Genomic DNA, 22,143 nt, shown 5'->3' on the forward strand with positions numbered 1-22,143 from the left:
TTTGATTAGTGCCTTTTTTATGTAAGGTAATTGTTGTTATTTCGAACTTTATATAAACCCAAAATTTATGCGATATTTATTAGGACTTTTGGTAAGCGTATTAATTTTTTCTTGTAAGAACGATACTAAAACCAATTCTCAAAACCAAAGCAAATCATTAAAGTCAGGAACCTACAGAGCCTCAATTCTAATTCAAGATAATGAGGAAATTCCATTTATCTTCAAGGTTGAATCTGATAAAACTTTAGAGATTTACAATGCAGATGAAATTATCGTTGTTGATGAAATAGACTATCAGAATGATTCAGTATATATTAACTTACCAGTATTTAAAGATTTTTTGGTCGCTAAAATAACTGAAGAGAATAACTTATCTGGTTATTATGTTAGTCCTGATAGAAATAGAAAAGTACCCTTTGAGGCGACTTACAAAAATGCCATAAGGTTCGGAACAGGAACAGGTGCGGCTTATAATATTGAAGGTGTTTGGGAAACGGTTTTTAGTAAAGGTGTTGAAGGTGATGAGTATATAGCTAAGGGTATTTTTAAGCAACAAGATGACGGTAAGGTTACAGGAACCTTTAGAACTACAACAGGAGATTATCGTTATTTGGAAGGTGTATTAGACGGTACACGATTAAAACTTTCAACCTTTGATGGAGCTCATGCTTTTTATTTTACAGCAACAGTTACAGACAGTACAATGAATGGTTATTTTTATTCTGGTAACCACTGGAAAGAGCCTTTTGAGGCCAAACGCAATGCCAACTACGAACTGCCGAGCTCTAACACATTAACCTATTTAAAAGAAGGTTATGACAGTTTAGACTTTGTGTTTCCTAATACCTCAGATGAGTTGATGAGTCTAAAGGATGACCGTTTTAAAGATAAAGTTGTTGTGGTGCAAATAATGGGAACTTGGTGTCCTAATTGTTTAGATGAAAGTAAATACTACGCAGACTTTTACAAGAAAAACAAAGATAAAGGTATAGAGTTTGTTGCTTTAGCCTTTGAGTATGCAAAGGATAAAGAAACTGCCTTTAGTCGTATAGATCGTTTGGCGAGTAAAATAAATATAAATTACCCTATACTTTTAGCACAATATGGTGGTGCAGATAAAACAAAAGCACAAGAAAAGTTACCGATGCTTAATCATGTGTTGTCATATCCAACTTCAATTTTTATAGATAAAAAAGGAAGGGTTAGAAAAATACACACAGGTTTTAATGGCCCAGCAACTGGCGAAAAATATTCTGAATTTAAAAACGAGTTTGAAAATTTTGTAGCTGAGTTGCTGAGCGAATAATTTAGTTTTGCTTTAACTTATTTAAAAAACGTAATTCTTTCCGGATACTGTATATGATAACAGCAATAACACTAGCAATTGAGGCAAATCCTGAAATCAAAAGGTAGAGATAAAAGCCTTCTGAAAACTCACGTTTAAAGTAAGGTAATAGCAAATAGAAGCCATAGATATAGATTGCGATACAAATAGGTGTTATGATGTAGTTGATCCATAAGCGTAATTTATAATGCTTTTTAAGATAGGTTTTGTATGATTTGCTATCTAATGAAATAAGTTTACTTTCTTTAAGATAAATAGTACGTAGTTCTAATAGTATTCTAAACACTAAGCTCAAAATCATTAGTAATAAACCCAATGCGAAGTTATTCCATTGATTTGGTGAGACAAAGATGGTGTAGCCAATAAGTATGGCTACGGTTAAACTCATAATTAATACAGACCAATATTGTCTTTTGCGCTGTTTTTTTGCTTTGCTAATAATAGCTTCAGGATTGCTTATGGATTCGTTATCCTGACTGTTCCATATGTTGTTTAGTATATCATTTTCCATTTGTAATACATTTTAAAAGTGATTTTCTTATTCGGCTTAGTCGTGTTCTAAGCGTGCCATGTGCTAATCCAACGGTTTCTGCTATGGTTGCTTGAGGTAAATCTTCTAATTCTAAAAGGATTAAGGCTTTATTCTGTTCGGTTAATTTATCTATGCAGCTGTACATTTTTTTGAGCTTTAACTCATGTTCAGTAATGTTACGATCAATAGTATTGTTCATTAATATAGACTCGTTAATGGGAACACTTTTTTTGGTTTTGCGCAAATCGCTCAAGCATGTGTTTACTGCTATTCTATAAATCCATGTGTTAATTGAAGCTTCTCCTTTAAATGATTTTCTATGATTCCAAACTTTTATAAACGTTTCTTGTAGCCATTCATTTGCAATATACTGGTCACCAGACGCATAGCCCAGGCAAAGTCTATGGACTTTTGAGGCATGTGTATTGTAAATTGTTGTAAAGTCTTTTTCTGTAATCATTATTGAGGTGATAAAACCGTTTTGACTGTATCTAAAAACCAATCAGGTTGATCTAACATAATAAAATGTGCAGCATCATCAGCTAAAATAAAATTATAATCTTTCAGATTAGCATATTGGTCATTATAGGTTTTTGTAACCATGTCCTTGCCATAGGGTTTTGTTGCGGCAATAATTGTTGTTGGTATCGTAATATTTTTTAAATCTTCTCTAAGGTCTAACTTCAGATAATCTGTATAGCCATAAACATAAGTCTTTCGGTCAGCTTTTATTATCCATGCTTTAATGTCTTCTTGTGCTGATTTGTTAAGGCTCATACCTTGAGACATTGCTGTAGCCATTTGTTCAAATTGTTCGTCGTTCATGGCAAGCTGCTGCTTATTATATGGGCTGTCGTAGGATAAACTATCTGGGTTATAATTAGGAAACATCAAAGCACCTGTTGCAGGTAGAGCATCTACAATAACTATGTTAGAAACCTTAGACTGATCTCTACTGGCGAGCCATGTAGCTATTGTGCCACCCAAGCTATGACTAATAATAGTGACATTTTCTAAGTTGTTGTCTGTAATGTAGCTGTGTAGCGATTCATTAACTTTAGGTAACCAAGGAAATTCAATAGGTGCTTTGCCACCAAAACCAGCTAAAGTTACCACATGGCATTCATAGTTGTTTTCCAATTCTTTAACTAATGGATTCCAAACTTCTCCAGGAACTGTAAATCCGGGAATTAGAATAATGGGTTTACCTTTTCCTGAGACTTCTACGTGTATAGCTTTTGGTGTTTGCTCTGTTGGAAACGAAAAAGAAAAAAATGTTGAAAGAATTAATATTACTATTGTTTTCATAATTTTTACGTTTTAATTTTTCCTTTAGATGCAGATATTAGAAAATGTTACATCATAAGATTTAAAAATTTCAATTTCAGAAAACGTTATCGTAGATTTTTAGTGGTCTTCACGCTTAAAAGTTGATAAATAAATATCTTCGCATTGTATATAAAAGTGTAATTACTTGATGAGTTTATAATGAAAAAGATATTATATTTTTTATTGCTATTTCCAATATGGCTTTCTGCACAAATCAATGAAAGTGATTCGTTAAAGATTAAAGCCGACTTGTCGCTCACAGGCTTTTGGCAAGGTGGTAATGTAGAGACTTTAATTTTTAGAGCTAAATCTGGTGTTACCTACAAACCTTGGAAAAAATGGGTCGTAAAAACCCAAAACTCTTATGTGTATCAGGAGTTTGGTAAAGAAAAAGCCGATGCTGATTTTTTAAGCCTTAACTTTCTATACTTTAACCCTGAAAAAAAGATATATCCACAACTTTTGGGCTTTCTAAGTACTAACTATAGGCGAGAAATCAGTTCGCGTTCTTTGTTGGGTGGTGGAGTTACTTTTCAGGTGTATAAAAAAGATAAGAATTGGTTGAAGTTTTCTTTGACCAGTGAGTATGAGCAAACCAATTTTAATAATACAAATTTTAATCTTAACGATTACGACGGTAAAGATGAAATTAATACTTGGCGTAGCACAGTATGGGTAAGCGGAAAGTATTATCTTTTTAAAGAAAAAATGATTTTAAGCCACGAAAGTTATGTGCAGCCATCTTTAGAAGAAAGCAATAATTACCGTTGGCAAGCAGATTTTGGACTCGAATTCCCAATCTGGAAATTCCTCAATTTTAAGATTAATTACTTACATACGTTTGAAAGTATTGTAGTGCAAGACCAAAAACGTGAGGATCAGTTTTTAACTTTTGGATTGACGTTGAAGAGTTATTGAGGCTAAATCCGACGTAATTGCGGTTATACATTGTTGTATGCTGACTTTATTTTTATTCGTGTTGTAACTTAAGGGCATATTGTACAATTTCCATTGCTTTTTTATAAGTTATTCCGTTATTTTGGTCAATTCCTAATTGGTGATTTTCTTCCGTAATTTCAATTTCAGGAATAGTTCCTGCGTCTTGTTCAATCGCAATTGATTTTATGTTAATAGTATTTTCATAGGTCGGAATTTGATTTTGTAACCAACCAAAATAAGGTCCAAAGTCTTTACGATTAGGGCTTCCCCAACAGTTCATCCTAATTTCAAAATTTTCAGGACTTATTGAAGTCCAAATGTCAAAATATAAGTCTTTATTAAAATCCAAAATAGGTATTGTTATTCGTCCTCTGTGAAAGAAATGAGTTTTGTTTATTACACATAAACTTTTTTCAAGTTCTACACGTTTTTCAATTTCCTCTGGTGGAATAGAGAAGTAGTAGTCAGGAAATTCAGAACCAAAACACAAAGGAATTTCGTCATATTCAGTTCCGCAACAGTTACATTTAAAAGTTGTTTCTTTTCCTTTTCTGAATATTTTCGATAATCTCATTTGTCTTTTTCGGCTTGCATACAACGGTTTGTGTATGATTTCGTTGCGTGTTTCAGCAACTAATTTAATTAAAAATTACAGGCAATAATTCAGCGCGAGGATTTTCCGATGAGGAAAATCAGAAGCAATGAATTATACACGTTGTTGGGCACTGGCTTTTTTTATTTTCAGTTGATATATTATTCCGTAAATCAGTCCGACTATTCCACCAAGATAGCTGAAATTATGCATTGTTCCAGCAGTCAAAAAACTTTTTCGGTCGGTCAAATCCGCTGGAAGATTCCAATTAGTATTTAAGTTTGAAATTATGAACTTGCCAACCAAAATTCCCACGATTCCAAATCCGATTGCGATTAATAAAGTCCGAATTGTTGCTCCGAACGTACTTTTCCACATTATTCTCGGTGTCGGTTGAATCATTCCGAATAATCCATTTATTAGTCCGATTAAAAGTCCAAACCACCAAGTAGATAAAAATCCAACAACACCAATTGTCATAATTACAGTATCTGGATAGGCAACAAATCCGAATTGTTCAAGTTTGAATTTCGTAAAGTATTCATTCGAGATTGAGTAAGAGATTTGATTGTGGAAAATTCCATAAATCGAAGCGAGAATTGTCGAGATAATTACAATTAGTATTAGAAGTCCAATTTTTTTCGCCATTCGATTTTCAGCTTGTGCCTAACGGTTATATATACAAACCTAGCCAAAAAAGTACGCATATACAACCCTGATTATGTGTTATTCAGCACCTTTTTGCAAATTATAGCACAACTATATAAAAGTGAGTTATGTCGCACCTTTGTGCTTTAAAAGTTGTTTTAATACATCACAAAAAAATGATTGAAATGCACTAATCAGCAATTTTGGTCTCAAAAAATTTACGTTTCGTTTTTAAAGAATTCAACAGAGTAAATTCATTAAACTTTGGTTTGCGATGTTTTGTTTAATAGGGTAAATACGTCACCAAAAGTGCTTGTATCACAAATAATACCACAAAAGGGATAAACAAATAACCAATAATATCTCTGGCTTGTATTTTAATGCCTTTACCCATTACTGGGAATACAATGAGCAAAAAGAAAGGTTGTAACAAGTTACTTAAGCTTTCTCCATAAGCTACAGACATAGAAGCTCTGGCTGTCATGGCTGTAATTTCGGTAGGTGAGAGGCTAGATCCAAGCTCTTGTACCATGCTAATAATGCTTGGGCCAATAACGGCAAACTCACCACCTGCAGAAGGTATGGCAAAATTAATGACTCCTCCTGTTATGTAAGAGATGAAGGCGTAATTCTCTGTAGTCGCAATAGAAACTAAAGAGTCGCTTATTTTTTCACCCAAACCAGAAGCCAACATAATACCCATAATACCAGCATAAAATGGATATTGAAACAACACGCCAGATATATTGCTACTGGCACGTTTCATAGCAATACTATAGCGCATAGGTGTAATGTGCAGTAACATGCCAACCACAATGAAGATAAAAATCATAATATTAAAGTTGAGGTCAAAACCCTTAGTTTTAAAGTGGTAGACAATGTATATTAATCCTAATGCTGCAACGGTAAGCTGTAACCAGCCAGCGTTATTTAAGGCGTCAGAAAGTGCTTTGTATGGCAGTTTATAAGAGAGCGCTTCGTCTTTTACTGAGCTTTCCTCGTCGTCTAATAAGGTTTGCAAATCTTTGAGTTCTTTGCCTTTGTAAGATTTTGGAATGAGCAACCAGATTAAAATTGGTGAAACCACTACAAACAAAATAATCATGGCAAAGTTTAGATTTGCTCCTAAGCTATAGCTTGTAGAAATCGTATCGTTTAAAATACCTTCTTGTATTAAAAAGTTATTTTCGGTATTTAGTAATAAGGCAATAGAGCTTGATAGTCCACAAACCCAGCCATTAAAAGAAAAGTATACACAAGCCACCAAAAAAGGGTAATGAATGCCTTTAATACGTAATGCCAACTCGCGTCCTAAAATCGCAGTAACCACAACCATGCCAAAGCTAATAAGAGAGAGTAGTGCGCCAAGAGCAATAATTATAACATAGACTTGTGTTGGTGTTTTTATGTATTTAGTAATATAGTCAATGCCTTTTTTTACAGGCGAAGATTGAGCAATACAATAGGCAGTAATAATAATGAGCACAATTTGCATCCCAAAGGCTAGGAGACTCCAGAAACCATTATACCAGCCTTCTAAAATAGTTATGGGTTTGCTGTCTGTAAACGCAAGCGCCAAAATACAAGTTAATAACGTAAGTAGTAGTGCAAAGACGTATGCGCTAGGCATGTATTTGGTAAAACCGTCTGTAAATTTTTGACCGAGTTTGGTAATCATAAGAATGTTAGTTGGTGCAACTAAGATAAGGGATTTGTAGAAATTATGCTTTGATAACAATCCTCTTAATAATACGTTAATTAACAATTGGTTGCAGTTCTTTAACAAGTCGCTAACAGCCTTGCTTTTAAAATCCATCTACCTTGAAAACATATTCATCAGCAAAACACGTTTGGTTATGTTTTGAAAGGTCTGGTTATTGTTGGTGCCAGGCCTTTTTTTATTCCAGCGAAAGCAGGAATCTCATCACAAAAGACCCTAATCTATATAAACCATCTATTGTTATCCTGAACTTGTTTCAGGATCTTAATAATATGTAGAAATTATCGGAAAGAAGGATTTTAGAGCTTTAACTAATGTAATTCCAGATATTACGGTACTTACTCATTTGTCTGTAAGTGTTCAAAATCATTTTATGTTCAGGTAAAGCTAAACTTGGATCCAAATTCAAAACAGATTTAGCGTGGTGTCGTGCGCTTTGTAGAATATCTTTATCCTTCACAATATCTGCAATTCTAAGATTTAAAACACCACTTTGTTGTGTGCCCATAATATCTCCAGGACCTCTGAGTTTTAGATCTACTTCGGCAATTTCAAAACCATCGCTAGAGCGTACCATGGTTTCCAATCTGGTTTTACTATCGTTACTCAATTTATGGCCAGTCATTAAAATACAGTAACTCTGCTCAGCACCACGGCCAACACGTCCTCTAAGCTGATGCAGTTGCGATAAACCAAAGCGTTCAGCACTTTCAATAACCATTACAGATGCGTTAGGTACATTAACGCCAACTTCAATTACAGTAGTGGCAACCATAATGTTGGTTTTACCTTCTGCGAAGCGTTGCATCTCATAATCTTTGTCTTCGGCTTTCATTTTACCATGGACTATTGAGATTTGATAGTTTGGTGTAGGAAACTCTCTGGAAATACTTTCGTAGCCATCCATCAAATCTTTGTAATCCATTTTTTCACTTTCCTGAATTAAAGGATAGACCACATAAATTTGTCTGCCTTTGGCAATTTCGTCTTTCATAAATCGAAAAACTTTCAGTCGATTATTGTCGTATCGATGAACCGTTTTTATCGGTTTTCTACCAGCAGGTAATTCGTCAATAATTGAAATATCCAAGTCGCCATAAACAGACATTGCCAAGGTTCTCGGAATTGGAGTTGCAGTCATGACTAAAACATTTGGAGGCAGTTCGTTTTTATGCCACAATTTCGATCTTTGTTTTACTCCAAAACGATGTTGCTCATCGATAATGGCAAGTCCTAAATTTTTAAATTTTACCTTATCTTCGAGCAGCGCATGAGTGCCAATTAGGATTTGTAAAGTGCCATTTTCAAGATTTTGATGAATAATTTTTCTATCTGAAGTTTTAGTTGATCCTGTTAATAGTGAAATACTGATATTCAATTCATTACACCATTCAAGTAATCCGTTGTAGTGCTGGACTGACAAAATTTCAGTTGGTGCCATTAAGCAGCATTGAAAACCGTTGTCAAGTCCCATGAGAATTGACATAAAGGCAACTATGGTTTTGCCAGAACCTACATCTCCTTGTAAAAGGCGGTTCATTTGTGCATTACTGCCTAAATCTGCCCTGATTTCTTTAATGACACGTTTCTGTGCATTGGTTAAATCGAACGGTAAATGGTCTTTAAAAAAGGTGTTGAAATAGTCTCCTACTTTGTCAAAAACATAACCTTTAACTTTCGTTTTATGAATTAAATTTTTTAGAATTAGTTGTAATTGTATGTAAAATAATTCTTCAAATTTTAGTCGAAATTGAGCTCTCGAAAGCAGCTCTGGAGACTTCGGAAAATGCACATTAAAAAGTGCATCAGATTTTGATAATAATTTTAATTCTCCTCTAATTGTATCAGATAAAGTTTCGGCATATCTCCCTTTGGTTTCCAAAAATAATTGCTGCATTATTTTGCTAACCGTACGATTTGTAATCCCTTTATTGGATAGTTTTTCTGTAGAAGGGTAAATCGCTTGCATGGCAGAGCGTAGATTTTTTTTGTGTTCTGATAGCAGTTCTAGCTCAGGATGTGGCATGCTAAATTTACCATTAAACCAATTTGTTTTACCAAAAATCACATAGGGTTGTCCGGTTTTTAGGCTTTCTCTAATCCATTTTTGTCCTCTAAACCATACGAGTTCCATAACACCAGTATCGTCTCTAAATTCCGCTACTAAGCGTTTTCCGCGTTTTTGCGCAACCTCTCTAAAGCTGGTTATTTGTCCAATGACCTGAACTTCTGCATTGTTACGCTGTAATTGGTTGATTTTGTAATATTTGGTGCGGTCGATGTAGCGATTTGGGAAGAGATTAATTAAATCCTGATAGGTGTGAATACCCAACTCTGAGCGCAATAAATCGGCTCGGTTTGGTCCAACTCCTTTGAGGTAATCAATAGGTGTTTGTAAATTCACACTCATAACTGCGAATTTACCAAATTCTTGCAAAGCTGTAATTCTAAAATTTTGTTATTTCTAGAGGATAAGGTTTAGTGTTTGTTTTAAAAGCTTTACTTTGGTCTAATCCTTGATTTAATTGAGCTTATGAAAAGATTATTGGTATTGTTTCTTCTGTTCATTTCGGTGTTTTCTAATGCACAGCAAACGGAGTTTGTAGATTTTAAAATTGGTTATGTAGAGCTAGACATGCGTTTCGATAAATTAGATAGTATTCGAGGTGTTATGCAATATACGTTTGATATTTTAAAGCCAATTGATTCTGTTTTTTTGGATGCTAAGGGTGTTGCGTTTAAAAATGTGTTTTTAAATGAAAACAAAATCGAATTTTATAACGATGGCAAGAAGCTTTGGATTATAAATAACTTTGAGGTTTCTTCAAATAATAAACTCTATTTTCAGTTTGCTTCTAATCCCAAAAAGGCTCTCTATGTAGTTGATAAAGAGAATTCTTATCAGGTTTGGACTCAAGGTCAGGGAAAATACACAAGCAATTGGTTGCCAAGTATAGATGATGTTAATGACAAAATTATATTTGGTCTGTCTGTGGCTTCTGATAAATCTTATGAGGTTATAAGTAATGGTGTTTTGGATCAATTCTATTCTCAAGAAAATGATAATTTGTGGTTTTTTAAAACAAAACACCCTATGTCTAGCTACTTGGTTGCTTTAGTTATTGGTAAATACAACAAAAAGACAGAAACCTCTAAAAGTGGTATTCCTCTAGAGTATTATTACTATCCAGAAGATTCTTTAAAAGTTGAGCCAACCTATCGTTATAGTAAAAGAATGTTCGACTTTTTAGAGGAAGAGATTGGGTTTGCGTATCCATGGCAAAACTACAAACAAGTGCCAGTGCATGATTTTTTATATGCAGGCATGGAAAATACAAGTTGTACCATTTTTTCGGATGCTTTTATGGTAGATGATATAGGTTTTAATGATAAAAGCTATGTAAATGTTAATGCTCATGAATTGGCGCATCAGTGGTTTGGTGATTTGGTAACGGCTACTTCTGGTGAACACCATTGGTTGCAAGAAGGCTTTGCGACATACTACGCCTTGTTGGCAGAGCGCGATATTTTTGGTGATAACCATTATTATTTCAAATTATATGAGTCTGCTGTAGATCTTGGACGACAAGATTTAGCTGGTGATGGTACATCGCTTCTCAATCCAAAATCGAGCAGCTTAACCTTTTATCAACGTGGTGCTTGGGTGCTTCATGCGTTGCGTAGCTTGGTTGGTGATGAAGTGTATAAAAAGGCTGTTAAATCCTATTTAGAAAAACATCAGTTTAAAAACGTTGAAACTTCAGATTTTATAAAAGAAGTAGAGCGTTTTTACGGTAAATCACTAAATACATTTGTTAATGTTTGGATTAAGCAAAAAGATTTTCCTGTAGATGCAGCTTTTGGTTTGTTGCAGGAACAGTCTACGTTTATCAATGAATATATTATGGTAGATTGCCAGGCAAAAACTTCGAAATGTGAAGACTATTTAAAGTATTACGTATCTGACGAGGCAAAGGTTAAGGTGATTTCTCAAATGCCAGAATTGGTAACAAACGATACGTTTAAGCATGGTTTTAAAGTAAGGCAAGCAATTTCGCAATACGTGAGACAAATACCAAAGGAATTAAAGGATGAATACGAAACCTTGCTAGATGATAAATCGTACATCACCATAGAAAATGCCTTGTATAATCTTTGGACGTCGTTTCCTGAAGAACGCGCAAAATATTTATCTAAAACCAGAAATGTAGTAGGTTTTAATGACAAGAATGTGCGCTTGCTTTGGATTGCTTTAAATCTGAATACGCCATTTTATCAAGCAGATAATAAGCAAGGCTTATTTGAGGAATTAGTGGGTTATACAGATGAACGCTATAATGCAGACTTGCGTATGAATGCTTTTAATTACCTCAATCTTATGAATGCATGCAACGATACTTGTAAGGCTAACTTAGAAAAGGCAAAATCTCATCATAACTGGAGAATGGTTAAGTTTGCAAAAGATATGTCTGAAAAACTAGAGAACAAAAAATAATGCGAGCATTAGTAATTTCTGGAGGTGGAAGTAAAGGCTCTTTTGCAGGTGGAGTAGCGCAATACCTTATGGAGCGCGAAAAACGTGATTACGACATGTTTCTAGGAACGTCTACTGGGAGTTTGTTGGTGCCGCATTTAGCATTGGGTGAAATAGGTAAGCTTTATGATATTTTTACTAATGTTCAACAGCAGGATATTTTTAGTGTGAGCCCTTTTGTGCAGCGCAAAAAAGGAGATAGGGAATATGTGTCTATCGATTTTGTGAACTCGCTATGGCAGTTTGTAAGAATGAAACGCACTTTTGGTGAAAGTAAGGCACTTCGAAAACACATTCGAAAACATTTTACGCTTGAAGAATTTCAGAAGATTAAAGCGACCAAACATGATGTTGTGGTGACGGTAAGCAATCTATCAATGAATAGGGTAGAATACAAGTCTGTTAACGATTGTTCTTACGAAGAGTTTTGTAATTGGATATGGATTTCGTGTAATTACATTCCGTTTATGTCCTTGGCTATGGTAGATGGTTATGAGTATGCAGATGGAGGTTTGGGTTGTGTAATTCCAATAAGAGAAGCGATTTTGAGAGGCGCAACAGAGGTAGATGCTATTGTTCTTGAAGCTGAAAACTTAGGCAAACAACGCGTACTCGGTAAAAACCCGTTTTCATTAATGATGAATTTGTTTGGGCACTTACTCGATCAGGTAGAACGGAGCGATATTGTTATTGGTCAGCTTGCGGCCAAAAATAAAAATGTAAAACTGAATCTATATTATACACCCACGAGTTTAACCGAAAACTCTCTAATTTTCAGTAAGCGTTTAATGGAAAAATGGTGGCAGCAAGGTTATGATTATGCTGAGAAAAAGCATTCAGATTAATTACCACATTTCTCCAACTTCTTCTTTTATAAACGAAAGTGCAGCATTGCTTGGTGCAGATTTATCCATGAGTTCGGTTAAAATGACTTCACGCAATTTATCAGCGCTATCCGTTTTCTCGTTCATATTGGCTTTTCTGATTAATTGAATCGTGGCATTTTTAGCAGCTAAAATAATGCTCCAACATTGATCGCTCACGTAGATTTGCTGGGTTAAATTATGTTCAAACTCTTGTTCAATGGTAGCTATAAGTAAATTTTCGTAATCCTCTTTATTTGAGGATGTTGGGCTTGTTCTTGTTAGTAAGCTCTGAGGTTTAATGCGTTCAAGGAAAAGAGACATGCGTTCGTAGGCTTGTAGCCTAAGCGGAAACGATTCTTTTTTTAAGTCTCTTTTTATTAAAAAATTACGTCGATTATATTCGTTTTCTACATGTTCTCTAAAAAATAAAAAAGCAATAGCTCCTGTTACAAGTGCAGGAATAGTGTACATTAAAAGATTGAGAAGTTGTTGTTCCATAGTAATCAGTAATCATTGTTTAGTTTAAGGTGTCATTCACCATTTTTTACTCCGCCAAGATACTGACAATCCTTTAAATCTTGCATAGAAGTAAAAGGAACTTTCGTTTTATGGTACATGTATGTGCTGCTGAGGTCTTTTGCTAGATTATGGTCATCTACATTAACTTCAATATCATCCATTGTAAATTGACAAGGATGTTCGTATCCAGCTGCATGTGTGATTTCTATAAACTCTTTTCTGAAGGTTTTAAAGTATTGCGCCAAACGTTCAGATTTTAACGGAATATCAATTCCGCGTTGCAACCATTTATTTTGAGTGGCAACTCCAGCAGGACAACGGTTTGTATGGCAAACTTGTGCTTGAATACAGCCAATACTCATCATGGCTTCACGAGCCACATTAATACAATCAGCACCCATTGCAAACGCCATTGCTGCTTTAGCAGGGAAACCAAGTTTCCCACTTCCTATAAATACAATACGATCAGTAAGATTCTTATTCTTGAACAGTTTATACAAATCTCCAAAGCCATATACCCAAGGTAGTGATACGTGGTCAGCAAAACTTGGAGGTGCAGCTCCTGTTCCGCCTTCGCCACCATCAACGGTAATAAAATCTGGACCCTTATTTGTTTTTAACATGATATCAGCAAGTTCTTCCCATTGGTCTAGCTTACCAATGGCTGCTTTAATGCCAACTGGTAATCCTGTTTTATCAGCAATCTCTTCAATAAAATCAACCATTTCCTGTACTGTAGAAAAAGCAGAATGATTAGGTGGAGACAATACATCTTTACCAACTTCAACATGTCTTATTTTAGCTAACTCTTCTGTGATTTTTGCACCTGGTAGAACTCCACCTTTTCCAGGTTTAGCACCTTGAGAAAGTTTTACTTCAATTGCTTTTACAAAAGGATTATCTTCAACAAGCTTCACCAATTTTTCCATCGAGAAATTACCATTATTGTCTCGTACACCAAAGTAGCCTGTACCAAAATGGAATATAACATCTCCTCCGTGACAATGATAAGGGGACAGTCCTCCTTCACCAGTATTGTGGTAAGCGTGCGCAATTTTTACACCTTTATTTAAAGATTCAATAGCTCTGGCAGACAAAGACCCAAAACTCATCGCAGACACGTTAATTACAGAAGCAGGTCTGTAGGGTTTTCTTCGTTTGTTGTAAGCTCCCATGACCTTAGCACAAGGTAAAAAGTACTTGTCTAGTGTATTTGGATGGTTTTCACCAGTTTTAAAAGGAAACATAGCATTATTGATAAATATATGCTGATGTGCATAGATATCTCTATCTGTTCCAAAACCTTCGTAATTGTTTTCATTTTTAGAAGACGCATATACCCAACCACGTTCTATTCTATTAAAAGGTAATTCTTCTCTGTTATTTGCCACAAGATACTGGCGCAATTCAGGGCCAATACTTTCTAACCAATACCTTATATGACCTACTAATGGGAAATTATGTACTATAGTATGCTTTCTCTGAGTGATGTCTTTAACAAAAATTATTGCTAAAACAATCAGAACCCAAGCCCACCAAGAAATATTGCCTAAGAACTCTAAAATGGAATCCATAATCTGAAATAAATTTGCACTAATATATTGAAAATAGATTATATAAAACTCTTGATATTTTGTTTATAATTATTAGATTTTAAATATGGAAAAGCCTAAGACAATATGTATTTTCACGGTTTGAAAAAATGAAGTCTTGGAAAAGTATCTCAGTCAACTTAACGACGCACAATTAGCACCTACAATACAGAAAGATGGACCAATGATTGTCATTGCTGGTGCAGGTTCTGGTAAAACACGTGTACTTACATATCGCATAGCTTATTTAATGAGTCAAGGAGTAGACGCCTTTAATATTTTGGCATTAACCTTTACAAATAAGGCAGCACGTGAAATGAAAGGTAGAATAGCTGATATTGTTGGTAATAGTGAAGCTAAAAACCTTTGGATGGGTACGTTTCACTCTGTGTTTGCTAAAATCCTTCGGTTTGAAGGACATCATTTAGGTTTTCCAAGTAACTTTACCATTTACGATACTCAAGATGCACAAAAGCTTATCGGTTCTATTATAAAAGAAATGGGACTCGATAAGGACATCTACAAAACCAAGCAGGTTTATGGTCGTATTTCTTCATATAAGAATAGCCTCATTACAGTTAAGGCCTATTTTAGAAATCCAGAGCTCATGGAGGCAGACGCAATGGCTCGCAGGCCGAAAATGGGAGAAATCTACAAAGAATACGTTGACCGTTGTTTTAAAGCAGGTGCAATGGATTTTGACGATTTGTTATTAAGAACTAACGAGTTGTTGACGCGTTTTCCTGCAGTTTTAGCACAATATCAAGATCGTTTTAGATATATTTTAGTGGATGAGTATCAGGATACTAACCATTCGCAGTATCTTATTGTTAGGGCCTTGTCTGATCGTTTTCAGAACATTTGTGTTGTAGGTGATGATGCGCAAAGTATCTATGCCTTCCGTGGTGCTAACATTAATAATATCCTTAATTTTCAAAAGGATTATGACGATGTAAAAGTCTATAGATTAGAGCAGAACTACCGTTCTACAAAGATGATTGTAGGAGCTGCCAATTCTGTTATAGAACACAATAAAACCAAGCTTGATAAAATTGTTTGGACAGCTAATGATGTCGGAGAGCAGGTCATTGTGCATAGAACTATGACAGATGCAGACGAAGGTCGCTATGTGGCTAGTACTATTTGGGAAACCAAGATGAATAAGCAATTACAGAATAGCGATTTTGCTGTGCTTTACAGAACAAATGCACAGTCTCGTGCTATAGAAGATGCTTTAAGAAAGCGTGATATTCCATATAGAATTTATGGCGGATTATCTTTCTATCAACGTAAAGAGATTAAAGATGTAACGGCTTATTTACGTTTAATTTTAAATACTTCAGACGAAGAGGCTTTAAAAAGAGTTATTAATTATCCAGCAAGAGGCATTGGTCAGACTACAGTAGATCGTTTGGTTGTTGCGGCTAATGCTACAGGAAAGACTATCTATGACATTATGAAAGATATTGATAGTGTATCTATCAATATTAATAATGGTACCAAAAACAAGCTAAAAGACTTTGTGACGTTGATAGAAAGTTACAAGGTTATGAACCAAAATGCCAATGCCTTTGAATTGGCAGAACACGTTACTAAAACCAGTGGTCTTATACGTGAGTTAGGCAAGGATGGTACACCAGAAGGCGTTACCAAAATGGATAACGTTCAAGAATTATTGAATGGTATTAAAGATTTTGTTGAAGGGCAGATAGAAGTTGCGGATAGCACAGGTTCTTTAGCAGAATTTTTAGAAGATGTAGCTCTGGCAACAGATTTAGATGGTGATAAAGGCGATCCTAATCATGTGGCTTTAATGACTATTCACTTAGCAAAAGGTCTAGAATTTCCTCATGTGTTTATTGTTGGTATGGAAGAAGATTTATTTCCAAGTGCCATGAGTATGAATACCAGAAGTGAGCTTGAAGAAGAGCGTCGTTTGTTTTATGTAGCATTAACGAGAGCTGAAGCACAGGCATACCTTACCTATACAGTATCGCGCTATCGTTGGGGAAAACTAATTGATGCGGAACCAAGCAGATTTATTGAGGAAATTGATGATGAGTTTGTAAACATTACAACTCCATTAAAAGAGCAACGCTTCAACCCAATGTTGGATGCTTCAATTTTTGGAGATGTAGAACCTAATAAGGTGCGTTTTTCAAAACCAAAAACTCCAAAGTTTAAAAAGAAAGAGACCAAGAAACCAGAGAAATTTCAAATTAGTACTCCAAAGAAGTTAAAGCCAGTAAGTCAGACCAATACTGGAGCTAATTTATTTGACACCAAATTAACTGTTGGTAATATTGTTAACCATCAGCGTTTTGGTAGAGGAGAAGTACTTAAAATTGAAGGTGCTGGTGGTGACTTAAAAGCCGAAATTAAGTTTGAAGGAGGGACAACTAAAAAGTTGCTTTTGCGTTTTGCTAAGCTTGAAATTATTAGCTAATCATTTCACCATACAGACCGAATTGATATTACCGTCATCATCATATTCTTTCACAGAATTTGCAGGATCTGTAATCCACTCTCCATCGACAATAAATTTATAATGGTGTTTTCCGCCAGATAAACTTTTGTTGTAAACCCAGCAATCATCCACTTTTGTCATTTCACAATCATCTTCAGTCCAATCATTAAAATCTCCGCTAAGAATAACAGTTTCAGCATCTAGATAATCACAAAGTTTGAATGTTATATTTTTCTGTATATCAATTACTGAATTGTAACCACCGTATTCGTTTTCAACCTTTGAAGGATTTTGAGGATCTGTAACCCATAAGTTTTTATCAATAATAAATTTGTACTGATAAATATCTGGTTTTAATTGCAAGGTTACTTCCCAACCATCTTCTGTTGGTTTCATTTTAAAACCAGTTTCATCCCAACGGTTAAAAGTACCACTGAGAATAACTTGTTTTGCGCCTTTATAGCCTTTTAGTTTAAAGGTAACATTACCATAGTCTGTTGCAAAAGCACTGTAAAGTTTAAGGTTGTAGGTCATTAACCTATAGCCTCTATAATCTCTGGCATCTACAATATTTTCAAAATCGTCAGAAGGCTCTGCCCAATGAAACCCATTGACAATGAATTTAAACTCCCAATCAAAATCTGATGTAAAAATGGAAAGATCCTTTTTTAATTCATATATGGAGTCACTGACTTTGTTCATTTTCCATTTGTCATTGTCTCTTGTCCAATCATTAAATTCGCCAGATACACACACATAATCTATATTATCTCCATTGTTTTTTATGTTAGGATAGTCGTTAACATTGAAAATAAATGTGAGATTATCGCCTTCAATCTTGTAACCCTTTTTGTTTTGGGAATAAATGTTGATGGTTAAAAATAAAAGACCTAAAAAAGGTAGTAATATCTTGTTCTTTGCTGTCAAGGTTCTGTAATAGGATAGGCTATAAAGTATAGCTTCTTTTTCCTGTAATTGATTATTGTTCTCTTTTGCATGAAGAATTCAAAACCTAAAACACCATCTAAATTAGTACCGAATGCAGTATTCATTTTTCTCAAATTGGTAAGCACTGTTTTCATAGGGCCAAAGTAAATTGAATCATTCAATTTTACTTTATACAATTTCCCTGCCAAAACCTTTTTTTTCTTACCACTGGCACCAGTAAGTTTTAATTCTCTGCTTGGATAAAAGTAATCTAAAATTTCTGAATCTAGGTTTTTATTAAGCTGATTGTATTCTGCAGCTGTGTCTAAACCAAATTCTACCTTTTTATCACCAACATAAGCATCTAATATTATTGTATGCTTTTTTAGTTTAAAATCTATACTGTCTTCAATAGTTTCTGCATAGACTTTATCAGAGAGTTTATTTCCTTTTTTGTCAATTCGGGTGAAGGTTAGCTGGTTAAGGTGCATGTCTATAAAGATTTCAAAATCTTTAAGAACGCTGTAGCCAATAATGCCTAAAAGTTTAATCCTTTTGGTTTTTTCTATATGCGATAAATCGATAACATCAGCATTCAGTTTTTCTAGGTTTATATCGTTTATGCTTAATAAGTTAAGGTGTCTTTCTTTAACGTCTTCAATATGGTCATTAACTCCACTTTTTTGCTCACCATTGTCACCATATTTTCGGGTAGGTTTAAAATGAACACTGTTTAAAATAAGTGTTTCAGAGCCAGTATCTATAATAAAGTCGCCAATTTCATCAAGAATTTCTACTTCAACAACAATAAGTTGATCTATAACCTTAAAAGGTATACGTGTTGTAGAAGCGTTAACAAATTCTGCTTTAGTAAAAAAGAAAGGAGGAACATCCTTTACAGGCTTATCTTCGGCTGCAAAAATATATGCAGAGAATAAGAGTGCGATGATTATTTTGATTGATTGATGCATACTATATAGACTAAAATTAGGATTAAATGTTACAGTCTGGAAAAAGATTATAATTTTTTTAGCATTTATATGTATCTTTAATTTATGGCAGAATTCATTAAGATATATCCAGAAAATCCAAATCCAAAAGCTGTTCAAAAAGTTGTTGAGGTTTTAAAAAGAGGAGGTTTAGTAATTTATCCAACCGACACAGTATATGGTTTAGGCTGTGATATTACTAATATTAAAGCACTAGAGCGTATTGCACAGATAAAAGGTGTAAAGCTCGAAAAGTCTAACTTTTCTTTTGTTTGTGAGGATTTGAGTAATCTTAGTGACTATGTAAAGCAAATAGATACGGCTATTTTTAAAATTTTAAAACGTGCTCTACCAGGTCCATATACTTTTATTCTGCCAGGATCGAAAAGTTTGCCTAACCCTTTTAAAAAGCGAAAAACGGTAGGTATTAGAGTACCGGACAACTCAATAGCTTTAGCTTTAGTTAGTGCCTTGGGCAACCCAATAGTGTCAACATCTATAAGAGATGAGGATGATATTATAGAATATACCACAGACCCAGAATTAATTCTTGAAAAATGGGATAACTTAGTTGACATTGTCGTAGATGGTGGCTACGGAGGAAATGAAGCTTCTACAATTATAGACCTTTCAGGTGATGCTCCAGAAGTGGTTAGAGAGGGTAAGGGGAGTTTAGATATTTTTTAGTATTGTTTTTGCTTTAGCACTAATTGAATAAAAAAGAACAAGCGAAACAATTCCGCAAACTAAGAAACCAATAAATAAAGGAGTTACCGATTCTTTTACAAAACCTCCAATATAATTAGCAATTGGTACGGCCATTACTGTAGATATAAAACCATTTAGAGCAGAGCCAATACCAGCAATATGTCCCATGGGTCCCATAGCTAAGGCACGAAGATTACCAAACAGAAAAGCTACGCTGGCAAATTGTAGCATAAAAAAGCCTATTAAGACTTCAATACTAGGATTTCCAGAAAAGCCAAACAAGATAACGTAAGTAAGAGAAATACCTATAAATGAAAGTAAAGCAATATTAACAAGATTTCTCATACCAAAACGCATTACTAAAGCACTGTTAAGGTAAGTAGCTAAGCCAATAGTTACAGCTAAACTCGCAAAAATATAAGGGAAGTATTCTCCCAAATCATATTGCACTTGAAATATTTGTTGTGCAGTACTTAGATATACCATGAAAGAGCCTGTAATTAAACCAGAAAATAAAGTATAAATCACAGCAGGTTTAATTCTAAAAAACTCTATAGTACCATTCTTAAATATGGCAGGTCTAAACGTTTTTTTATACTTTGGTTTTAGGGTTTCTTTTTGTCTTTTCCAAAACCAAAACATAATCATTAATCCAAAAGCTAAATTGAAGGTGAATATAGACTTCCAACCAAAATGTAGCATTAAAAACTGACCAAGCATAGGGGCAATAACAGGGACCAAAATAAATGTCATTACCACAACAGATAATATTTTTGCCATGTGGTCACCACTATAAGAGTCTCTAACAATGGCAATACTCATGGTTCTTGGTGAGGATAATCCAACGCCTTGCAAGGTTCTTCCTAAAAGCATCATCTCAAAACTTTTGGTTGTAATGCAGATGTAAGACGCAATTATAAAAACAAAAAAGCCAACATATACCATAGGCTTTCTTCCAAAACTATCTGAAAGCGGACCAAAAGCTAACTGTCCAATACCTAATCCCAGAAATATAGTTGTTATTAATTTTTGATTTTCTGTGTCACCCAGACTACCAATATGTGCTCCAATTGTAGGAAGTGCAGGTAATACGGCATCTATAGATAAGGCTACAATAGACATTAATGCAGCCATAAGCACAATAAACTCTAATTGAGATCTGTTTTCATTTTGCATAGGGCAAAAATAAGTCAATTATTATCTATTTTTGAAGAGTAGCTATACTATAACGCAACATTAACATTCAAATAACTAATACCATGTTAACAGAAACTTTACCAAAGTTATTCAAGAGAGATTTAACCAAATTAAAAGAAGAAATTCAAGCCTATAAAACCAAAGAAAATATTTGGGTCGTAACTAATGAAATTTCTAATTCGGCAGGTAATTTAGCGCTTCATTTAGTAGGTAATCTAAATCATTTTATTGGAGCTGTTTTGGGTAATACAGGATACGTAAGGAAAAGAGACTTAGAGTTTTCTTTAAAAGACGTTCCGGTGACTGAAATAATGAAGCAAATAGATGCTACAATTAGCGTTGTTGAAAGTACGCTCAGTAAGTTAACAGAAAGCGATTTGCAAAAAGAATATGAAAGAAACCCTTTTAAGGATAGCATGACGACCGAGTATTTTCTATTGCATTTGTCAGCGCATTTAGCATACCATTTAGGGCAAATAAATTATCACAGACGTTTATTAGATTCGTAAATATGAAATTTGAAAATTTTAAAATAAGACTTCTTCAGCCAAATGAAGGTGAAGCATTTTTTAATCTCATAAAAAATAATAGAAGTCGTCTCGAAGATTTTTTTGCTGGTACAATTTCAAAAACAAAAACATTGGAAGATACACTTTTGTATTGTGAAGAAATTCAGGAAAAAATAAAAGATTTTATCTATTTACCTTATATGATAACAGATACAAATACCAATGAATTCATTGGTCTTGTTGATGTAAAAAATATTGATAAAAATTTACCTAAGGCAGAGTTAGGATCATTTATAGATAGACAATACGAAGGAAAAGGTATAGTAACCGATGCAACTCAACTTGTAGTAGATCATATTGTAAAGGAGTATAAATTTATTAAGCTACTTTGCAGAGCTAATGCCAGAAATAAAGGTAGTATAGCAGTAATTCTAAAAAATGGTTTTGAGCTAGAAGGTACTATTCGAAGAGATTACAAAACGACTAAAGGAGAAGTGGTAGATCTAAATTATTATGGAAAGGTGTTTGATTAAAGGATTTAGAGCAAATTTCCCATCGTTTTAAGACCATAATCTTCATAAGAAATTTAAATGTTTTATATACAGATTGTTAAGAATTTGTTCATAAAAATTTTGACTCTTTTTTCATTGTTGAATTTTCAATCAAACCCCAAAAATTAACTTTTATTTTGAAAATAATTACTTAAATCATCGATTTTTTTGATGTTTGT

At 34.3% G+C, this 22,143-nt stretch carries 20 protein-coding genes; 8 read left to right on the plus strand and 12 right to left on the minus strand.

Features of this window, described 5'->3' with window-relative positions; genetic code table 11:
* Positions 1-67 precede the first annotated feature (67 nt).
* Complete coding sequence (locus MST30_RS11935; protein WP_243471638.1) at positions 68-1,306, plus strand: peroxiredoxin family protein; 1,239 nt, start codon at positions 68-70, stop codon at positions 1,304-1,306.
* A 1-nt stretch (position 1,307) separates the two neighbouring features.
* Here MST30_RS11935 and MST30_RS11940 read toward each other — a convergent pair whose 3' ends face one another.
* From MST30_RS11940 to MST30_RS11950, 3 genes are read right to left on the minus strand one after another with little or no spacing between them, the layout of a single operon-like run.
* Entirely contained in the window at positions 1,308-1,856 is a 549-nt protein-coding gene (locus MST30_RS11940) for a hypothetical protein (RefSeq protein WP_243471639.1), read from the minus strand.
* A complete protein-coding gene (locus tag MST30_RS11945; protein ID WP_243471640.1) occupies positions 1,846-2,337 on the minus strand; it encodes an RNA polymerase sigma factor in 492 nt (163 codons plus the stop codon). The genes MST30_RS11940 and MST30_RS11945 overlap by 11 nt, the downstream gene beginning before the upstream one ends.
* Positions 2,337-3,185 (minus strand): alpha/beta fold hydrolase, encoded by an 849-nt coding sequence (locus MST30_RS11950; RefSeq protein WP_243471641.1) that lies wholly within the window; start codon positions 3,183-3,185, stop codon positions 2,337-2,339. Before MST30_RS11950 ends, MST30_RS11945 begins: the two co-directional genes overlap by 1 nt.
* Positions 3,186-3,365: 180 nt before the next feature.
* Here MST30_RS11950 and MST30_RS11955 point away from each other — a divergent pair, with 180 nt between their 5' ends.
* Positions 3,366-4,124: a DUF481 domain-containing protein gene (locus MST30_RS11955; protein ID WP_243471642.1), complete on the plus strand. Its 759-nt coding sequence runs from the start codon at positions 3,366-3,368 to the stop codon at positions 4,122-4,124.
* A gap of 52 nt (positions 4,125-4,176) precedes the next feature.
* Here the strand turns inward: MST30_RS11955 and MST30_RS11960 are convergent, their stop codons facing one another.
* The 4 genes from MST30_RS11960 to recG all read right to left on the minus strand — a co-directional run bounded on the left by MST30_RS11960 (position 4,177) and on the right by recG (position 9,515).
* Positions 4,177-4,719: a DUF2199 domain-containing protein gene (locus tag MST30_RS11960; protein WP_243471643.1), complete on the minus strand. Its 543-nt coding sequence runs from the start codon at positions 4,717-4,719 to the stop codon at positions 4,177-4,179.
* Between the two features lie 132 nt (positions 4,720-4,851).
* Entirely contained in the window at positions 4,852-5,385 is a 534-nt protein-coding gene (locus MST30_RS11965; protein ID WP_243471644.1) for a hypothetical protein, read from the minus strand.
* 283 nt (positions 5,386-5,668) lie between these two features.
* Complete coding sequence (locus tag MST30_RS11970) at positions 5,669-7,063, minus strand: short-chain fatty acid transporter (RefSeq protein WP_243471645.1); 1,395 nt, start codon at positions 7,061-7,063, stop codon at positions 5,669-5,671.
* Between the two features lie 349 nt (positions 7,064-7,412).
* The gene (gene recG / locus MST30_RS11975) at positions 7,413-9,515 is read right to left on the minus strand and encodes an ATP-dependent DNA helicase RecG (protein WP_243471646.1); all 2,103 of its coding nucleotides are present in this window, start codon (positions 9,513-9,515) and stop codon (positions 7,413-7,415) included.
* 123 nt (positions 9,516-9,638) lie between these two features.
* Here recG and MST30_RS11980 point away from each other — a divergent pair, with 123 nt between their 5' ends.
* Together MST30_RS11980 and MST30_RS11985 are read left to right on the plus strand one after the other, a co-directional pair.
* Complete coding sequence (locus MST30_RS11980) at positions 9,639-11,600, plus strand: M1 family metallopeptidase (protein WP_243471647.1); 1,962 nt, start codon at positions 9,639-9,641, stop codon at positions 11,598-11,600.
* A complete protein-coding gene (locus MST30_RS11985; RefSeq protein WP_243471648.1) occupies positions 11,600-12,484 on the plus strand; it encodes a patatin-like phospholipase family protein in 885 nt (294 codons plus the stop codon). Before MST30_RS11980 ends, MST30_RS11985 begins: the two co-directional genes overlap by 1 nt.
* Here the strand turns inward: MST30_RS11985 and MST30_RS11990 are convergent, their stop codons facing one another.
* Together MST30_RS11990 and MST30_RS11995 are read right to left on the minus strand one after the other, a co-directional pair.
* The gene (locus MST30_RS11990; RefSeq protein WP_243471649.1) at positions 12,485-13,003 is read right to left on the minus strand and encodes a DUF7935 family protein; all 519 of its coding nucleotides are present in this window, start codon (positions 13,001-13,003) and stop codon (positions 12,485-12,487) included.
* 32 nt (positions 13,004-13,035) lie between these two features.
* The gene (locus MST30_RS11995; RefSeq protein ID WP_243471650.1) at positions 13,036-14,598 is read right to left on the minus strand and encodes an FMN-binding glutamate synthase family protein; all 1,563 of its coding nucleotides are present in this window, start codon (positions 14,596-14,598) and stop codon (positions 13,036-13,038) included.
* A 136-nt stretch (positions 14,599-14,734) separates the two neighbouring features.
* On the opposite strand from MST30_RS11995, the gene MST30_RS12000 reads away from it, so the two are divergent.
* A complete protein-coding gene (locus MST30_RS12000; protein ID WP_243471651.1) occupies positions 14,735-17,062 on the plus strand; it encodes an ATP-dependent helicase in 2,328 nt (775 codons plus the stop codon).
* On the opposite strand, the gene MST30_RS12005 is transcribed toward MST30_RS12000, so the two are convergent.
* Both MST30_RS12005 and MST30_RS12010 read right to left on the minus strand, forming a co-directional pair.
* Positions 17,063-18,010, minus strand: coding sequence for an early set domain-containing protein (locus tag MST30_RS12005; RefSeq protein WP_243471652.1), 948 nt, complete (start codon positions 18,008-18,010; stop codon positions 17,063-17,065). It abuts the gene before it with no gap.
* On the minus strand, positions 18,007-18,981 hold the full coding sequence (locus MST30_RS12010) for a hypothetical protein (protein ID WP_243471653.1): 975 nt from the start codon (positions 18,979-18,981) through the stop codon (positions 18,007-18,009). Before MST30_RS12010 ends, MST30_RS12005 begins: the two co-directional genes overlap by 4 nt.
* 84 nt (positions 18,982-19,065) lie before the next feature.
* Here MST30_RS12010 and MST30_RS12015 point away from each other — a divergent pair, with 84 nt between their 5' ends.
* The gene (locus MST30_RS12015) at positions 19,066-19,686 is read left to right on the plus strand and encodes an L-threonylcarbamoyladenylate synthase (RefSeq protein WP_243471654.1); all 621 of its coding nucleotides are present in this window, start codon (positions 19,066-19,068) and stop codon (positions 19,684-19,686) included.
* Here the strand turns inward: MST30_RS12015 and MST30_RS12020 are convergent.
* Positions 19,672-20,883 carry a multidrug effflux MFS transporter gene (locus MST30_RS12020; protein WP_243471655.1) on the minus strand — a complete coding sequence of 404 codons (1,212 nt, stop codon included), beginning with the start codon at positions 20,881-20,883 and terminating at the stop codon, positions 19,672-19,674. The genes MST30_RS12015 and MST30_RS12020 overlap by 15 nt on opposite strands.
* Before the next feature lie 83 nt (positions 20,884-20,966).
* On the opposite strand from MST30_RS12020, the gene MST30_RS12025 reads away from it, so the two are divergent.
* Positions 20,967-21,413 (plus strand): DinB family protein, encoded by a 447-nt coding sequence (locus MST30_RS12025; RefSeq protein WP_243471656.1) that lies wholly within the window; start codon positions 20,967-20,969, stop codon positions 21,411-21,413.
* A gap of 2 nt (positions 21,414-21,415) precedes the next feature.
* Positions 21,416-21,946: a GNAT family N-acetyltransferase gene (locus tag MST30_RS12030; RefSeq protein ID WP_243471657.1), complete on the plus strand. Its 531-nt coding sequence runs from the start codon at positions 21,416-21,418 to the stop codon at positions 21,944-21,946.
* Positions 21,947-22,143: the final 197 nt, after the last annotated feature.

The organism is Winogradskyella sp. MH6 (assembly GCF_022810765.1).
GTDB lineage: Bacteria > Bacteroidota > Bacteroidia > Flavobacteriales > Flavobacteriaceae > Winogradskyella.

Excerpts from the sequence above, each read along its gene's own strand:
- MST30_RS11935 (WP_243471638.1), top strand. The coding sequence starts at position 68 with ATGCGATATTTATTAGGACTTTTGGTAAGCGTATTAATTTTTTCTTGT.
- MST30_RS11940 (WP_243471639.1), bottom strand. The coding sequence starts at position 1,856 with ATGGAAAATGATATACTAAACAACATATGGAACAGTCAGGATAACGAA.
- MST30_RS11945 (WP_243471640.1), bottom strand. The coding sequence starts at position 2,337 with ATGATTACAGAAAAAGACTTTACAACAATTTACAATACACATGCCTCA.
- MST30_RS11950 (WP_243471641.1), bottom strand. The coding sequence starts at position 3,185 with ATGAAAACAATAGTAATATTAATTCTTTCAACATTTTTTTCTTTTTCG.
- MST30_RS11955 (WP_243471642.1), top strand. The coding sequence starts at position 3,366 with ATGAAAAAGATATTATATTTTTTATTGCTATTTCCAATATGGCTTTCT.
- MST30_RS11960 (WP_243471643.1), bottom strand. The coding sequence starts at position 4,719 with ATGAGATTATCGAAAATATTCAGAAAAGGAAAAGAAACAACTTTTAAA.
- MST30_RS11965 (WP_243471644.1), bottom strand. The coding sequence starts at position 5,385 with ATGGCGAAAAAAATTGGACTTCTAATACTAATTGTAATTATCTCGACA.
- MST30_RS11970 (WP_243471645.1), bottom strand. The coding sequence starts at position 7,063 with ATGATTACCAAACTCGGTCAAAAATTTACAGACGGTTTTACCAAATAC.
- recG (WP_243471646.1), bottom strand. The coding sequence starts at position 9,515 with ATGAGTGTGAATTTACAAACACCTATTGATTACCTCAAAGGAGTTGGA.
- MST30_RS11980 (WP_243471647.1), top strand. The coding sequence starts at position 9,639 with ATGAAAAGATTATTGGTATTGTTTCTTCTGTTCATTTCGGTGTTTTCT.
- MST30_RS11985 (WP_243471648.1), top strand. The coding sequence starts at position 11,600 with ATGCGAGCATTAGTAATTTCTGGAGGTGGAAGTAAAGGCTCTTTTGCA.
- MST30_RS11990 (WP_243471649.1), bottom strand. The coding sequence starts at position 13,003 with ATGGAACAACAACTTCTCAATCTTTTAATGTACACTATTCCTGCACTT.
- MST30_RS11995 (WP_243471650.1), bottom strand. The coding sequence starts at position 14,598 with ATGGATTCCATTTTAGAGTTCTTAGGCAATATTTCTTGGTGGGCTTGG.
- MST30_RS12010 (WP_243471653.1), bottom strand. The coding sequence starts at position 18,981 with ATGCATCAATCAATCAAAATAATCATCGCACTCTTATTCTCTGCATAT.
- MST30_RS12015 (WP_243471654.1), top strand. The coding sequence starts at position 19,066 with ATGGCAGAATTCATTAAGATATATCCAGAAAATCCAAATCCAAAAGCT.
- MST30_RS12020 (WP_243471655.1), bottom strand. The coding sequence starts at position 20,883 with ATGCAAAATGAAAACAGATCTCAATTAGAGTTTATTGTGCTTATGGCT.
- MST30_RS12025 (WP_243471656.1), top strand. The coding sequence starts at position 20,967 with ATGTTAACAGAAACTTTACCAAAGTTATTCAAGAGAGATTTAACCAAA.
- MST30_RS12030 (WP_243471657.1), top strand. The coding sequence starts at position 21,416 with ATGAAATTTGAAAATTTTAAAATAAGACTTCTTCAGCCAAATGAAGGT.